Origin of the sequence: Streptomyces sp. NPDC007991, from assembly GCF_042958445.1 — a bacterium.
GTDB lineage: Bacteria > Actinomycetota > Actinomycetes > Streptomycetales > Streptomycetaceae > Streptomyces.
Genome location: NZ_JBIBJD010000003.1, coordinates 293,019 through 307,912, shown reverse-complemented (window position 1 = coordinate 307,912; position 14,894 = coordinate 293,019). Strand labels below are relative to the sequence as shown.

Annotated in this window: 14 protein-coding genes and 2 pseudogenes; 9 read left to right on the top strand and 7 right to left on the bottom strand. The window is 72.3% G+C overall.

All coding sequences use genetic code 11. The annotated features are described in order from the left end of the window. Nucleotides 1–152 precede the first annotated feature (152 nt). Nucleotides 153–1,352: an NAD(P)-binding domain-containing protein gene (locus tag ACFZDA_RS09855; RefSeq protein WP_391077605.1), complete on the top strand. Its 1,200-nt coding sequence runs from the start codon at nucleotides 153–155 to the stop codon at nucleotides 1,350–1,352. Nucleotides 1,353–1,377: 25 nt separating this feature from the next. Here ACFZDA_RS09855 and ACFZDA_RS09850 read toward each other — a convergent pair whose 3' ends face one another. After that, complete coding sequence (locus ACFZDA_RS09850) at nucleotides 1,378–1,680, bottom strand: hypothetical protein (protein ID WP_391077601.1); 303 nt, start codon at nucleotides 1,678–1,680, stop codon at nucleotides 1,378–1,380. Nucleotides 1,681–1,939: 259 nt separating this feature from the next. Here ACFZDA_RS09850 and ACFZDA_RS09845 point away from each other — a divergent pair, with 259 nt between their 5' ends. The 4 genes from ACFZDA_RS09845 (at nucleotide 1,940) to ACFZDA_RS09830 (ending at nucleotide 6,082) form a co-directional block, all read left to right on the top strand. Beyond that, a complete protein-coding gene (locus ACFZDA_RS09845) occupies nucleotides 1,940–4,168 on the top strand; it encodes an acetate--CoA ligase family protein (RefSeq protein WP_391077598.1) in 2,229 nt (742 codons plus the stop codon). Further along, nucleotides 4,165–4,959 (top strand): enoyl-CoA hydratase-related protein, encoded by a 795-nt coding sequence (locus ACFZDA_RS09840; RefSeq protein ID WP_391077594.1) that lies wholly within the window; start codon nucleotides 4,165–4,167, stop codon nucleotides 4,957–4,959. Before ACFZDA_RS09845 ends, ACFZDA_RS09840 begins: the two co-directional genes overlap by 4 nt. Nucleotides 4,960–5,038: 79 nt before the next feature. After that, the gene (locus ACFZDA_RS09835; protein ID WP_391077590.1) at nucleotides 5,039–5,668 is read left to right on the top strand and encodes a flavin reductase; all 630 of its coding nucleotides are present in this window, start codon (nucleotides 5,039–5,041) and stop codon (nucleotides 5,666–5,668) included. Nucleotides 5,669–5,728: 60 nt separating this feature from the next. Continuing rightward, nucleotides 5,729–6,082 carry a hypothetical protein gene (locus ACFZDA_RS09830; protein ID WP_391077587.1) on the top strand — a complete coding sequence of 118 codons (354 nt, stop codon included), beginning with the start codon at nucleotides 5,729–5,731 and terminating at the stop codon, nucleotides 6,080–6,082. 78 nt (nucleotides 6,083–6,160) lie between these two features. Here the strand turns inward: ACFZDA_RS09830 and ACFZDA_RS09825 are convergent, their stop codons facing one another. Next, entirely contained in the window at nucleotides 6,161–7,276 is a 1,116-nt protein-coding gene (locus ACFZDA_RS09825; RefSeq protein WP_391077585.1) for a methyltransferase, read from the bottom strand. Between the two features lie 133 nt (nucleotides 7,277–7,409). Beyond that, nucleotides 7,410–7,841 (bottom strand): annotated as a pseudogene (locus tag ACFZDA_RS09820) (alpha/beta fold hydrolase); the annotation flags it as partial. On the opposite strand from ACFZDA_RS09820, the pseudogene ACFZDA_RS09815 reads away from it, so the two are divergent. After that, nucleotides 7,837–8,022 (top strand): annotated as a pseudogene (locus ACFZDA_RS09815) (winged helix-turn-helix transcriptional regulator); the annotation flags it as partial. The pseudogenes ACFZDA_RS09820 and ACFZDA_RS09815 overlap by 5 nt on opposite strands. Before the next feature lie 7 nt (nucleotides 8,023–8,029). Next, nucleotides 8,030–8,983, top strand: coding sequence for a phosphotransferase (locus tag ACFZDA_RS09810; protein ID WP_391077581.1), 954 nt, complete (start codon nucleotides 8,030–8,032; stop codon nucleotides 8,981–8,983). Nucleotides 8,984–9,009: 26 nt separating this feature from the next. Here ACFZDA_RS09810 and ACFZDA_RS09805 read toward each other — a convergent pair whose 3' ends face one another. After that, nucleotides 9,010–10,635 (bottom strand): multicopper oxidase domain-containing protein, encoded by a 1,626-nt coding sequence (locus ACFZDA_RS09805; protein WP_391077578.1) that lies wholly within the window; start codon nucleotides 10,633–10,635, stop codon nucleotides 9,010–9,012. Next, entirely contained in the window at nucleotides 10,628–11,104 is a 477-nt protein-coding gene (locus tag ACFZDA_RS09800) for a hypothetical protein (protein ID WP_391077576.1), read from the bottom strand. The genes ACFZDA_RS09805 and ACFZDA_RS09800 overlap by 8 nt, the downstream gene beginning before the upstream one ends. A gap of 83 nt (nucleotides 11,105–11,187) precedes the next feature. On the opposite strand from ACFZDA_RS09800, the gene ACFZDA_RS09795 reads away from it, so the two are divergent. Continuing rightward, nucleotides 11,188–12,084 carry a LysR substrate-binding domain-containing protein gene (locus tag ACFZDA_RS09795; protein ID WP_391077573.1) on the top strand — a complete coding sequence of 299 codons (897 nt, stop codon included), beginning with the start codon at nucleotides 11,188–11,190 and terminating at the stop codon, nucleotides 12,082–12,084. Nucleotides 12,085–12,127: 43 nt separating this feature from the next. Here the strand turns inward: ACFZDA_RS09795 and ACFZDA_RS09790 are convergent, their stop codons facing one another. Continuing rightward, complete coding sequence (locus tag ACFZDA_RS09790; RefSeq protein WP_391077571.1) at nucleotides 12,128–12,493, bottom strand: nuclear transport factor 2 family protein; 366 nt, start codon at nucleotides 12,491–12,493, stop codon at nucleotides 12,128–12,130. Between the two features lie 118 nt (nucleotides 12,494–12,611). Between ACFZDA_RS09790 and ACFZDA_RS09785 the strand changes: the two genes are divergently transcribed. Then, on the top strand, nucleotides 12,612–13,502 hold the full coding sequence (locus ACFZDA_RS09785) for a LysR substrate-binding domain-containing protein (RefSeq protein WP_391077568.1): 891 nt from the start codon (nucleotides 12,612–12,614) through the stop codon (nucleotides 13,500–13,502). An 18-nt stretch (nucleotides 13,503–13,520) separates the two neighbouring features. Here ACFZDA_RS09785 and ACFZDA_RS09780 read toward each other — a convergent pair whose 3' ends face one another. Next, nucleotides 13,521–14,837: an MFS transporter gene (locus tag ACFZDA_RS09780; protein WP_391077565.1), complete on the bottom strand. Its 1,317-nt coding sequence runs from the start codon at nucleotides 14,835–14,837 to the stop codon at nucleotides 13,521–13,523. Nucleotides 14,838–14,894 lie beyond the last annotated feature (57 nt).

Sequence of the window (14,894 nt, the reverse complement as noted above, 5' to 3'; positions counted from 1 at the left end):
TCCCGGCACGTCAGGAATGATCACCGGCTCGCCACAACCGGGCCCGTCACACCACCGGCTCCACCCCGTCCCCCTACAGCCGTGATCAATCCGAAACCAATTCCGGTCTTGACCGAGACCCATCAAGCAGGCCCGTGGCTACGCTCCCGCTCATGGCCGACTCCACACCCCCCACACACTCCCCCGCGCCCCCCACACCCGACCGCCCCGTCTACGTCGTCGGCGGCGGCCCGGGCGGGCTCTCCGCCGCGTACGCGCTGCGGGCCCGGGGCATACGGGCCGTCGTCCTGGAGAAGTCCGACCGCGTCGGGTCGTCCTGGCGCGGCCACTACGACCGGCTGCACCTGCACACCACCCGCCGGCTGTCGTCCCTGCCCGGGCTGCCGATGCCACGCCGCTTCGGGCGGTGGGTGTCCCGGGACAACGTGGTGCGGTACCTGGAGAAGTACGCCGAGCACCACCGGCTCGAAGTCGTCACCGGCGTCGAGGTGTCCCGTATCGAGCGCGCGCCCGACGGCACGGGCTGGCTGCTGCACGCCACCGGCGGCCGGGAGCTGACCGGCGCGGCGGTCGTCGTCGCCACCGGCTACAACCACACGCCCCGCGTGCCCGACTGGCCCGGCCGCGACACCTACGCCGGCGAGTTCCTGCACGCCTGCGCCTACCGCAACGCCGAGCCCTTCGCCGGCCGCGAGGTCCTGGTCGTGGGCGCCGGCAACACCGGTGCCGAGATCGCCGTGGACCTGGCGGACGGCGGCGCCCGGGTACGGCTGTCCATCCGCACCGTCCCGCACATCCTGCGCCGCTCCACCGCGGGCTGGGCCGCGCAGTACTCGGGCGTCTTGGCGCGGCACCTGCCGGTCGGCCTGGTCGACCGGATGGCCCGGCAGCTGGCCAGGCTGAGCATGCCCGACCTGTCCGCCCAGGGCCTGCCGCGCCCCGACACCGGCCTCTACACCCGGGTCACCGAGGGCGCCGTACCCGTCCAGGACATCGGCCTGATCGACGCCGTACGCAAGGGCAGGGTGGAGGTCGTGGCGGCCGTGGAGGGCTTCGAGGACGGCAAGGTCGTCCTCGCCGACGGCACCCGACTCTCCCCGGACGCCGTCGTCGCGGCCACCGGCTACACCCGGGCCCTGGAGGGCCTCGTCGGCCACCTCGGCGTACTCGACGCCCGCGGCAAGCCCGTCGCCCAGGGCCCCCGCAGCCCGCGGACCGCCCCGGGCCTGTACTTCACCGGCTTCACCAACCCGATCAGCGGCATGTTCCGCGAGATGGCGATCGACGCGGTGAAGATCGCGAAGGCCATCGCGCGGGACGGCTCAGGGGCGGTGTCCCGACTCCCGGGCTAGGGGCGTGATGACCCCATCAAGGGGACTATGCCGAGAACGACCCCGCACCGCCCGGCACATGCGTCCCGTACCCGGGCTGCACCACCAGTGAGGGGCCGAGGCAGAACGGGTTGCTGTAGATCTTCACCGGCTGGTCCGTGAGATTCGACAGCACATGGGCGGCTGCGGGCAGTTGCCGGCAGCCCTCCGGGTCCCGGTAGACGTCCAGGGGCTGCAGCTCGGTGGAGAAGACCACGACGTCACCCGACGCCGCGGCCTGCGCACCCCCCGCCAAGCCCAGCACCGAACCAGCCGCGACCAGGGAAACAAGAAGGGATTTCGCTCGCACGATCGTCCTTTGCCACTGACGCTCCCGCTCCGCTCACGGGCTCGCTCCAGTGCTATCGCGCATACACCGCCACGATCCATCCGATCCAATCCGGTTCACCCGATCAGCCCACGAAACGGCAAGCACCGTCGCCGTACTCGTACGTTCAGCGCGCCCGGCGGGCAACTTCACTGGCGCCCAACCGTTCCTGACATCACGTCAGTTCGGATAATCTGACAGAGCGTCAGTTAGCGGCTGTCTCACAGGAGCGGGCGGAACGATGCTTGGATCGACCCACGGCACCCTCACCACCGACTCCCGCCGGACCCGGGCCATCGCCTGTGGCGAGCGGTCCGGGCCCGTCGTGCACGGCAGGCCGGCCCAGACGGGAGACCTCGATGTCAGCGGGCGTCCGCTGCACGCGGACGTACCCGACCTGGACCGCTTCTTCCACCCGCAGTCCGTCGCCGTGATCGGCGCGTCCGATGCCGAGGGGCGCCCCAACACCGGCGTCACACGGCAACTCGCCGACTGGGCCGGGCGGGTCGGGGCCCGGCTGTATCCGGTGCATCCCAGCCGCCCGTCCGTCTTCGGCATACCCTGCTGCCCGTCCGTCGCCGGCCTGCCCGAGCAGGTCGATCTGGCCGTGGTGCTGGTCGGCGACCCCCTCCCGGCGGTCGAGGAACTGGCCGAGGCCAAGGCGCGGTTCGCGGTCGTCTTCGCCTCCGGGTTCGCGGAGACCGGGCCGGAGGGCGAGGCCGCCCAGCGGCGACTGGCCGCCGCCGTCGAGCGGTCCGGGATGCGGCTGCTGGGCCCCAACACCAACCTCAACGCCTTCGAGCGGTTCCGTGACGACCTCCAGGGCCCGGCGATCGCGCTGATCACCCAGTCCGGCCACCAGGGCCGCCCCGTCTTCGCCCTCCAGGAACTCGGCATCCGGCTCTCCCACTGGGCGCCCACCGGCAACGAGGCCGACCTGGAGAGCGCCGACTTCCTCTCCTACTTCGCCGAGCAGCCCGGGACCGGCGCCATCGCCTGCTACCTGGAGGGACTGAAGGACGGCCGCTCCTTCCTGCTCGCCGCCGACCGGGCCGCCCGGCGCGGCGTGCCGGTCGTCGCGGTCAAGGTGGGCCGCACCGAGACCGGCGCCCGCACGGCCGCCTCCCACACCGGCAAACTGACCGGCGCCGACGAGGTGGTGGACGCGGCGCTGCGCCAGTACGGCGTGATCCGCGTCGACGGGCTCGACCAACTCCAGGACACCGCCGCCCTGCTGGCCCGGGCCCGGCCGCCGCGCGCCGACGGGGTCGTCGTCTACTCGATCTCCGGCGGCACGGGCGCGCACGTCGCCGACCTGGCGACGGAGGCGGGCCTGCGGCTGCCGGTCCTGTCCGAGGCGAAACAGGCCGAGCTGCACCAGTGGATACCCGAGTACCTCGGCGTCGCCAACCCCGTCGACAACGGCGGTCACCCGGTGGGCGACCGGCGCGGCCGGAAGATCATCGACGCGATCCTCGACGACCCCGAGGTGGGCGTGCTCATCTGCCCGATCACCGGGCCGTTCCCCCCGCTCAGCGACCGGCTCGTGCGGGACCTGGTGGACGCGGCGGAGCAGACGGACAAGCTGGTGTGCGTGGTGTGGGGCTCACCGGTCGGCACCGAGCCCGCCTACCGCGAGGTCCTGCTCGGCTCCTCCCGCGTGGCCACCTTCCGCACGGTCGGCAACTGCCTCGCCGCCGTCCGCGCCCACCTCGCCCACCACCGCTTCACGACCGGCTACCGCTCCCCCTTCGACGACGCCCCGCGCACCCCCTCCCCCTCCTACCGCAAGGCCCAGGCGCTGATGCGGCCCGGCGAGCAGCTCAGCGAGCACGCGGCGAAGCAGCTGCTGCGGGCGTACGGCATCCGCGTGCCGCGCGAGCAACTGGTGACCAGCGCGGCGGCGGCCGTACGGGCGGCCGGGCTGGTGGGCTACCCGGTGGTGATGAAGGCCTCGGGCGCCCGGATCGCCCACAAGACCGAACTGGGCCTGGTGAAGATCGGGCTCACCTCGGCGAGCCAGGTCCGCGACGCCTACCGGGAGCTGACCGACATCGCCCGCTACGAGGACGTCCCGCTGGACGGCGTACTGGTCTGCCAGATGGTCGAGCCCGGCGTCGAGATGGTCGTCGGCATCACGCACGACGACCTGTTCGGGCCGACGGTGACGGTCGGGCTCGGCGGGGTCCTCGTCGAGGTCCTGCGCGACACCGCCGTGGGGGTGCCGCCGTTCGGCGAGGAGCAGGCCCGGGACATGCTCGCCGGACTGCGCGGGCGGACGCTGCTCGACGGGGTCCGGGGCAGGCCGCCGGCGGACCTGGACGCACTGGTCGAGGTCGTCCTGCGCGCCCAGCGCATGGCGCTGGAACTCGGGGACCAGCTGGCCGAGTTGGACATCAACCCGCTCATGGTCCTGCCCCGGGGGCAGGGCGCGGTGGCGCTGGACGCGCTGGCGGTGTGCAGCCGATGACGGAACCCGCCGTCCTGCACACCACCGCCGGCCACGTCCTCTCCCTCACCCTCAACCGGCCCGAGAGCCTCAACGCCCTCACGCCCGGCCAGCGGGACGAGATCGTCCGGCTGCTGGCGGAGGCGTCCGCGTCGGCGGGGGTGCGAGCGGTCCTCCTCACGGGAACGGGCCGGGGCTTCTGCGCCGGCGCGGACCTCCGGGCCACGGCCGCCACGCCCGCCGCACGCGTGGCCGGCGATGTCGCACGCACCCTGCGCACCGGCGCCCAGCGTCTGATCGCCGCCGTCCTGGACTGCGAGAAGCCGGTGATCGCGGCGGTCAACGGCACGGCGGCGGGCCTCGGCGCGCATCTGGCGTTCGCCTGCGACCTGGTCCTGGCAGCCGAATCCGCCCGCTTCATCGAGGTGTTCGTACGGCGCGGACTGGTGCCCGACGCCGGCGGCGCCTACCTCCTGCCCCGCCTCATCGGCCCGCAGCGCGCCAAGGAGCTGATGTTCTTCGGCGACACGCTCACGGCGGCCGACGCGGCGCGGCTGGGGCTGGTGAACCGGGTCGTCCCGGACGCCGACCTGGACCGGACGGCCCGCGCCTGGGCCGAACGCCTCGCCACCGGCCCGACCCGCGCCCTCGCCCTGACCAAGCAGCTCGTCAACGCCTCCCTCGACACCGACCGCGCCACCGCCTTCGCCGCGGAGGCCGCCGCGCAGGAGATCAACATGACGACGGCGGACGCGCAGGAGGGTGTACGGAGCTTCGTGGAGCGACGGAGCCCGGTGTACCGGGGCCACTGACCGCTCAGGATCGTCGACACCGGCCTTCCCATCTGACGATGCGTCAGCTTGAATGGCATGTGTGATGGGACAAGCAGGAATGGCCGAAGCCGCCGTCCGCTACCTGAGGTCGGTCCGCACACCACCCGCCCCGGAGCCCGTCGAAGCGCTGCCGCGCCCCGAGCTGCGGTGCGTCGGCGAGGACGAGCGCGCGCCCGTCGACCCGGCGGATTTCCGCCGCGTCCTGGGAAACTTCGCGACGGGCGTGGCCGTGATCACGGCACCCCCCGCCGCCCCCGCCGACTCACCCGCCGGCTTCGCCTGCCAGTCCTTCACGTCCCTCTCCCTCGACCCGCCGCTGGTCGCCTTCATGGTCGGCCGCGGGTCGACGACCTGGCCTCGTATCGCCCGGGCCGGGGTGTTCTGCGTGAACGTCCTGGGAGCCCACCAGAGCGAGCTGTGCCGTGCCTTCGCGGTGAGCGGGGCGGACAAGTTCGCGGGGGTGGCGTACGACGCGGCGCCGGTCTCCGGTTCGCCGCGCCTGTCGGGTGGGGTCGCCTGGATCGACTGCGCGGTCCACGCCGTCCACACCGGCGGCGACCACCTCATCGTGGTCGGCCGGGTGGACGCCCTCGGCGCGCCCGACGGTCCGGACGGACCGCTGCTCTTCCACCGAGGGCGCTTCGCGCGGCTGTCGGACCGAGTCGTCGTGCAACCACCCCTAGGATGATCAACCTGTGATCACAGCGGTCGAGTTGACGGCCGCGAAGCACGAACGACTGGAATCCGCATGCCCCTTACTCCCCTCCGCAAGACGTTGGTCAGCGGTGCCGCCATCGTCACCACCGCGCTCGGCTGCACCCTGCTGGCGGCGCCGAGCGCCTCGGCCGTCGGCTCGTCCGCGTGCACGAAGAACGTCAGGGACGAGACCTGGAACGTCACCAACACCTTCAAGAGCCGCTCCGTCATCCAGGACGGACCCGGCTACAAGTACAAGAACAAGGAAGAGCTCTTCGGGGGCGCGCCCTTCCGCGTCTACTGCAAGACGAAGAAGTCCGGCATCACCTGGTACTACGGCAAGCACCTCAACGGCGGCATCAAGGGCTGGCTGGACTACCGCGCCTTCGAGGACCTCGGCACCTGAGAACCGGCCGGCGGGGGATCCGGCAGCAGCCGCGTTCGCGGATGCCCGCCGGACCCCCGCTCTTCCGGCCGGTGCGGATCAGGGGACGGCCAGCCGCCACAGTGACGTGACCTCGGCGGCCCGTGCGGCGTGCAGCGGATCATGCCTGTCGCGCACGCGCGCGTGGCGCGGGCGTGTGTCCAGACGGTCGATGACCCGCAGCCCCGCCGCCTCCATGGCGGCCAGCAGTTCGGCCCGGGTGCGCAGCCCGAGGCGCTCCGCCAGGTCGGACAGCACGAGCCAGCCCTCGCCGCCCGGCTCCAGCCGGCCGGCGAGTCCGTCGAGGAAGCCGTGGAGCATGCCGCCGCCCGCGTCGTAGACGCCGAGGTCGAGGTCGGATGCGGGACGGGCCGGGATCCAGGGCGGGTTGCACACCACCAGGCCGGCGCGACCATCGGGATACAGCCCGGGCCCGGTGACGCGGACCGCCTGTCCGAGCCCCAGCCGCCGTACGTTGTCCCGGGCACAGGCCCGCGCCCGGGCACTGACATCCGTGGCGACGACCTGCCGGACACCCCGCCGGGCGAGCACGGCGGCCAGCACTCCGGTGCCGGTACCCAGGTCGAACGCCGCACGCATGCCGGGGCCCGGCAACGGCGCCCGCGCGACCAGGTCGACGTACTCACTCCTCGTCGGCGCGAACACCCCGTAGTGCGGGTGGATCCGAGCGTCCAGCGCCGGTACGTACACGCCGTTCTCCCGCCACTCCCGGGCACTGATCACGCCCAGCAGTTCGGTCAGGGCGACGGCCACCGGGCCATCGGACGGCCCGTAGGCCTCGACACACGCCCGGCTCACATCGGGCGCCCGGCGCAGCGCCAGGGTGTGGTCCTCCTCCAGCAGGACGAGCAACTTGCCCAGCACGCGCGCACGGTGAGCACGAAACCGCCGGTACAGATGAAAGGTCTCGGCCGGCGTCCCCGCCGAACCGGGCGCGGCACCACGGACACGACGGTCCATGGCACGCAACAACTGCCGCGCGTTCTGGAAATCCCCCCGCCACAACAGCGCGGTGCCCTCACAGGCCAGTCGGTAGGCGACGGCCGCCCTCATCCGGTCGTCGGCGACGACGACCCGTCGGGGCAGGGGCAGCCCGGACTCAGAATGCCAGCGGGCGGAACGGGGTTGAGCCTCGATCCAGTGGATCGTGGACACGGCAAACTCCTCGGAAGGTCGAACGTGAACGAACCTGCGACGTCACGACGACCACGTCACCGAGGACCATGCCGAGTGTCATCAACGGACCTTCCAAGAGATGAACGGACTGGTCCAAGGATAGGCACGGCCCCGGAAGGAGATGGTGTCCGGCCAGGTCATCGGCGATGGGCCGGAGTTGGCGTTCGAGCCCGGTGCCGACGGGGTGAGAGCCGATCGCCATGGTGGGCATGGTCAGCCGGGCCTCGCGACGGCGTCCTGGATCTGCCGCGCGCTGGCGGGCAGGGCTCGGCAGTAGGAGAACGCGCAGCTGCTCCGGGCAGACGGCCGCGCAGTGACTCCATCACGACAGGCGCCGGACGAGGCCGGGCCGGCGCAGCGCGAGCAGGACGGCGGGAGCGGTGCCCGCGTCGTAGCCCTCGACGGCACGTTCACTGGCCCCGAAGCCCCGCAGGTCCGGGGCGATGACCCGGTGCTGCCCGGCCAGTCGGCCCATGATGCCGCTCCAGAGTCGCCAGGTGTGCGGGAAGCCGTGCAGCAGGAGAACGGGGGGTGCCCGCCTCACCCGGGACGGGCTGGTGTCACGCCGGGTCGAACCGACCGTGCCACCGCGGGTCTTCTACCGACTCACCGAACTCGGACTGTCCCTGGAAGTCGCTCTCGCGGGGCTGCGCACCTGGGCGGAGGAGCACATGTCCGAGATCGACCGCGCCAACGAAGCGGCCGATCAGGAGGCCCTGGTCTAATACGCGGATGGAGAACAACCCCCATGCGGAAGCTCCACTCCCCGACCCGTGGCTTGCCTACTTCGCCGACCGCGGGCACACGGGTGTCCGCCGTATCGGCGCCGGCGTCGAGGGCGTCGTCTACCGACTGGGCGAGGGCCGGACCGCCAAGGTGTGGACCGGTCGGCCGCCGGCCGGTCTCGATCTCACCCGCCAGGTGTACGCGGACATCGCACGGCACCACCTGCCGTTCTCCACACCGGAAATCTTCGGCGTCGAGGACCACGAGGGCGTCCTGGTGACGTACGAGCGTGAGCTGCCCGGAGGCTCGATGCGGGCCGACTCCGCGCACGCGGCCTATGAGCGCGAGCTGCCCACCCGGCACAACGACGCGCTCCTGTCCGTCCTGCGGGGTCTGGCCTCCGTGCCCGGCACCGACGCCATGCGCCAGTTGACCGTCCAGGGTGATGACCGTCCGCTGTGGCGGGATCACGACTGCTTCCGCGACGCCCTCGCGGCCCTGGTCGCCCGGGCCGCAGCCCGGCACGGTGCCGCGCTGGCCGCTTGTGTGCCGGACTTCGCGGCGGGAGTGGAACGCACGCGGAAGGCACTGCGCTCGCTCCCCGACGCCCCGGTGACGGTAATCCATGGCGACCTCGTCCCGCCCAACATCCACATCGACGCCGCCGGACGGCCCGTCGCGGTGCTCGACTTCGGCTTCTACACGACCGCGGGCGACCCGGCCTTCGAGGCCGCTGTCACCGCCGCCATCTGGGACATGTACGGGCCGCACGCCGAGGAGCACACCGCGGAACTCACCAGGCTCTTCGCCCGCGAGCTCGGGTACCCGCCGGCGACCCTCACCGCCTATCAGGCCGCGTACGCCCTCACGACCTACGACCTCTTCGGCATGGACGACCGCGACGGGCACTTCCGGTGGTGCGCGCAGCAGCTACGCCGCAACGCCGTGTTCAGCGCATGACCAGCAGGCGGACAAGTGAGCGTGCGTCAGGTTATTTCGATGTTGGCCATCATGCCCATGTCCTCGTGTTCCGCGTTGTGGCAGTGGAAGAGGTAGCGGCCGCGGTAGCCGTCGAAGCGGGTGATGATCTCCGCTGATTCGCCCGGTCGCAGCGAGATGGTGTCCTTCAGTCCCGCATCGTGCGGCAGGGGCGCGCGCCCGCCGCGGGCCAGCACCCGGAAACCGACCAGGTGGAGGTGGATGGGGTGGTGGACGTCGGCGACGAACCGCCACACCTCCACGGCCCCGAGCCGGGTGCGGACGTCGGTGCGCGAGGGATCGAAGGCTCGCCCTCCGATGACCCAGCCGCGGCCGTGCCGCGTATGTCCGGCGCGGAAGGCGAAGTCCCGGACACTGGTTGCCTCGGAGCGCCGCCAGGCGGGCAGGTCGTCGGCGAGCAGTGCGGGGATGCGGGTGGCTTCCCGGACGCGGCGCCCGATACGGAAGGCCATCACCTCGCGGGTGCGTCCGGTGCCGAGCCGGTTGATCAGGCGCACCCTGCTACCGACCGGCAGGCCCGCGAAGTCGACGACCACGTCGTAGCGTTCCGCCGGTGCGACCGGCAGGGTGGTGTGGGTGACGGGAGCGGCGAGCAGGCCCTGATCGGCGCCGATCTGCGTCAGATCCAGTCGGCGTCCGTCCTCGGTGACGGCCTGGAGCTCGTAGTGGCGGGCGTTGGAGGCGTTGAGCAGCCGCAGCCGGTACCGGGAGGTGACCACCTCGTGGACGGGCCACGGGGCGCCGTTGACCAGGATCACGTCGCCGAGCACGCCGGCCGCGTAGGGCGCCCGCACGCCGGGCCGCTCGCGCAGTGCGGGGTCGATGGACGGGTAGGCCAGGGAGCCGTCGGAGGCGAACGACCGGTCAGCGATCATCAGCGGCAGTTCGCGTTCTCCGCGGGGCAGATCGAGGGCGTCCTCGGTGTCGTCGCGGATGATGTGCATCCCGGCCAGGCCGCGCCAGATCGCCGGGGCGGTGAAGTCCATGCGGTGGTCGTGGTACCAGAGCATCGCCGCTCGCTGGTCCATCGGGAAGGTGTACTCACGCGTGGTCCGGCTGATGACCGCGCGGGGGTCGGGCATGGCGTGTGCGCCGGAGTGGTGGTGCGCCGCGGGGCCGGGCCGGCTCTGCGGGAGGACCAGGTCGGTGGGGTAGCCGTCAGAGGCGGCGGGGGTGCGCCCGCCGTGCAGGTGCACCACGGTCGGCACGGGCAGCTCGTTGCGGTGCGCCACGGTGACGGGTCGTCCGCGGCGAGACTCGATCGTCGGCCCGGGGAAGGTGCCGTCGTACGTCCACAGCTCCGTTCGGACTCCGGGCAGGATCTCCGCGGACACCTGGCGCTGGGTGATTTCGTACCGGTCGGCGCCCTCAGAGGTGCCGGCCGGTTCGAGGACGGGCGGGATGGGCAGCGGCACGGTGTACGGCTTGGGCAGCGGCACGGCGCTGCGCAGCTGGTTGCCGGTGCCGGCCGGACGGTGGGCCATCGCACCGGACAGCGCGAGTCCTCCGACCGTCGCCAACCCCAGTGCGCCGCCTAGTCCGAACACGCGCCGACGGGTCCACTCCGTGCTGCTCCAGCCGTCGTCAGGGACGAGTCCCGGTCGCTCAGACATGGGTCTCCTTCCCCCGCGGTCCACCCGCATCTCCGGCTCGCCCCGCCACGGCGCGGTTCGGCAGCGGCCGCACCCAGACCGCGGCGGACAGCACGGCCAACGCCGCGATGATCATCACGCCCAGAGGGAGGTGCACCCACAGCAGGCCGGACAACCCCGCCATGTACTGCCCCGTCTCGGCCGCCACGATCAGCACCGATACGGCTGTCGGCCACAAGCGGCGCGTCCGCGCCCAGGCCGCGGCGCCTGCGACGGCTTGCAGCAGTCCGAGGGAGAACACGACGTCGGCGCCGCGAGCGTGCCAGTCGAGGCCGCCGATCTCCCCGGTGAGATAGACGCCCGCGAAGACCGGCTGGCCGAAGGCCGCAACGGTGTGCACGGTCACCGCCGCACGGAACAGCAGACCCGCAAGGCCCGAGGGAAGCAGGCTTGTTGATGGTCTTTCACCTGTGGTGGTCACGCCATCCACAGTCATGCTCGATACGGCATCACGTCAAAGATCAATATGGCTATGCTGCTATGCGATCGGGGCTATGAGAGGAGAGAGCGGCGATGGATCTGCACGCGCTCCGGCAGTTCCTCGTCGTCGCACGGCTGGAGCACCTCAGCCGGGCTGCCACGGAACTGCGTGTCGCTCAGCCGTCGTTGAGCCGCACCATCGCGCGGCTGGAGTCCGAACTCGGCGCGCCGCTGTTCGATCGGGCCGGTCGTCTGCGGCTCAACGAGTCGGGGCGGCTCTTCCGAGATCACGTCGAGCGCTCCCTCGGGGAGTTGGAAGCGGGACGCCGTGCCGTGGCGGAGGCGGCCCGCGACGGCGTCGGCGGCGTGCGGCTGGCCTCGGAAACGTTCCTGACGATCACCGGCCCTCTGGCCGCCTACAAGGACGCCCACCCCGACATCGACGTCGAACTCCACCAGATGCCCGCCGAGGACATGCACCGCGCCCTGCACGCCCGCGAGGTCGACCTGTGCGTCGCCTCCCAGCCGATCCCGGGCGACGGACTGGACAGCGTCCACCTGCACGACGAGCCGGTCTGGCTGGCCGCGCCGCCCGGCCACCGGCTCGCCTCCCGCGCCTTGGTCGGTGTCGAGGAACTGCGCGAGGAGCCGTTTGTGATCTCACGGCCCGGTCACTGGCAGCGCCGCCTGCTCGACCGGCTCTTCGCCGACCGGAATCTGACCCCGCGGATCGTCTGCGAGGGCGACGAGCCGGCCGCCCTCGCGGGCCTGGTCAGCGCCGGCATCGGCCTCACCCTCATCCCGGCCATGGCCCGTGGTGCCGACATCAGCGCACCGGGCGCCTGGATCGGCATCGACGACCCCGCCTGCCGCCGCACCCTCACCCTGCACCGGGCCGCCGACAGCCGGCTCTCGACCGCTACCCGGCTGATGCGCACCATTCTGGTCACCTGGCCCTGGAACACCACAGGCGGCCGGCAGCGCCGATGACCCGCCGGCCGACCCGCCCAGGTGCCGGCACCGGAGCCGACGCTCAGCGGCCGGGCGAGACGAACTCGGGCTGGTCGAGCAGGCGCAGCCAGCTTCCGTCGGGCTGGCGCCGGACGACCTGGGCCCGGGCGCCGGTCCCGTCCTTCGGCGGGGTCGAGGTGAGGGCGATGTCGCCGCTGACGAGAGTCGGCAGCGGTTGTTCCGGCTCGAAGCGGGGACGGCCCGCCAGCACCTTTTCCCACAGCGCACGGATCGCTTCCCGGCCCACCGTCCGCTCGCCGGGCGGGTAGGCCAGCACCGCGTCCTCTTCGTAGAGTGCGGCGACCCCGGCCGCGTCACCGGCGTTGGAGCGTTCGACGAACAGGCGGGTGATGTCTTCGGGCCGCATGGCCTTCTCGTACTCCGGCACGGCTGCCTCCTGACGTCGGGCTTCAGTGGGTTCCGCTGCTTTCCAGCGCTTTCCAGCCTGGTCCCCCGCGGGTCAGAAGTCCAACAGATGGTTCTTCTGGAAACTAGAATTGTCCGTCATGGAACTGAGGCAGTTGGAGTACTTCGTCGCAGTCGCCGAGGAACAGAACTTCACCCGGGCGGCCGAGCGGGTCCACATCAGCCAGTCCGGCGTCAGCGCCCAGATCCGCCGGCTGGAGCGCGAACTCGGCGCCGAGCTGTTCCACCGCTCGGCGCGCACCGCCACCCTCACGGTCGCGGGAAAGGCGGCCCTCGAACACGCCCGCGCCGCGCTCGCCGCGGCCGACGCGGTCGGACAGGCGGTCGGGGAGGTCACCGACCTGATCCGGGGGCGGCTCACGGTCGGGATGGTCATCGGCTGCACCGTCACGCCGCTGTTCGACGCCCTCGCCGCCTTCCACCGGGCGCATCCGGGTGTGGAGGTCTCCCTGCTGGAGGACAACTCCGACCGGCTCGTCGAGGGCGTCCGCGCCGACGCCGTCGACCTGGCTCTCATCGGGACCGCAGCCGCCGCCCCGGACGGGCTGGACGCGCTGACGATCACCAGCGAGCGGCTGGTCGCAGCGGTTCCGGCCGGGCACCCCCTGGCGGAACGGCGGCGAGTCACCCTGCGCGACCTGGCCGCTCACCCCATCGTGTGCATGCCACCCGGTACGGGCCTGCGCACCGTATTCGACCGCGCCTGCGCCGCGCAGAGCCTCCAGCCCGCGATCGCCCTGCAGGCCAGCTCCGCGGACGCCATCGCCGACCTCGCCGCCCGCGGGCTCGGCGTCGCCCTCCTCAGCGACTCGATGGCCGCGCACCACGGCGACCGGCTCACCGCCCGCCCCGTCGACGACGTCGAAACGCCGGCGTTGCTCGCCCTGGTCTGGAAGAGCCCGCCCAGCCCCGCCCTGCGGAAGTTGCTCCGGCACAGCCGCGAGGCCTTCACCGAGCCCGGCCCTGCCTGAAAGCGCGCGAGCCCCCTCTCAGGCCATGGCCTCCACCGCCACCCCCCGCCGCCGGATCACCAACGCCATCAGCGCCGCCACCGCGCACAACGCCCCCGACGCATACCAGACCACGTCGTACGAGCCGAACGTGTCGCGGGCGAGGCCGCCGAGGAAGGCGACGAGGGCCGCGCCGACCTGGTGGGAGGCGAGGACCCAGCCGAAGACGATCGCGCTGTCCTCGCCGTACTGCTCGCGGCACAGGGCGAGGGTGGGCGGGACGGTGGCGACCCAGTCGAGTCCGTAGAAGACGATGAAGAAGATCATCGGCGGCTGGACGCCGGGCGTCACCAGCAGCAGGGGCAGGAAGAGCAGGGAGACCCCCCGCAGGGAGTAGTAGACGGCGAGCAGGCGCCGGGCCTCGAAGCGGTCGGTGAACCAGCCGGAGGCGATCGTGCCGACGACGTCGAAGACGCCGATGACCGCGAGCAGCGAGGCGGCGGTCGTCAGCGGCATGCCGTGGTCGTGCGCGGCGGGCACGAAGTGGGTCTGGATCAGGCCGTTGGTCGAGGCGCCGCAGATCGCGAAGGTGCCGGCGAGCAGCCAGAACGGGCCGGTGCGCGCGGCCGAGAACAGGACGGTCACGGCCCGGCGGGCGGCGCCGGGAACCGGTGCGGGCTTCGGTACGAACTCGGTGGCGCCGTACGGCTTCTGGCCCACGTCCGCGGGGTGGTCGCGCAGCAGGAGCCAGACGAACGGGACGACCGCGAGGGCGGCGAGCGCGACCGTCACGGCCGCCGGGCGCCAGTCGTGCCGTTCGACGATCCAGGACAGCAGGGGCAGGAAGATCAGCTGGCCGGAGGCGGACGCGGCGGTGAGGATGCCGCTGACCAGGCCGCGCCGCTCGGTGAACCAGCGGTTGGTGACGGTCGCCGCGAACGCCAGCGCCATGGAGCCGGACCCGAGGCCCACCAACAGGCCCCAGCACAGCATCAGTTGCCAGGCCGCCGTCATCCACACCGTGAGGCCCGAGCCGAGCGCGATGACCGTCAGGGCGACCGCGACGACCCGGCGGATGCCGAACCGGTCCATCAGGGCCGCCGCGAACGGGGCCGTCAGTCCGTACAGCGCGAGATTGACCGAGACGGCGGCGCCGATCGTGCCGCGCGACCAGTCGAACTCGTCGTGCAACGGGTCGATGAGCAGGCCCGGCACGGAACGGAAGGCGGCCGCGCCGATGATGGTCACGAAGGTGACGGCGGCGACGAACCAGGCCCGGTGCACGCGGATGCGGCTGCCACGGCCCGGCTTCGACGGCTGCTGTGCGACTGCTGCGGCTTCGCTTGTCTGGGTCACGGCATAGAGCTTCCGGTCTGCGGCAGGCTCCATCGAGTGGCCCGGAGGACAGCATTC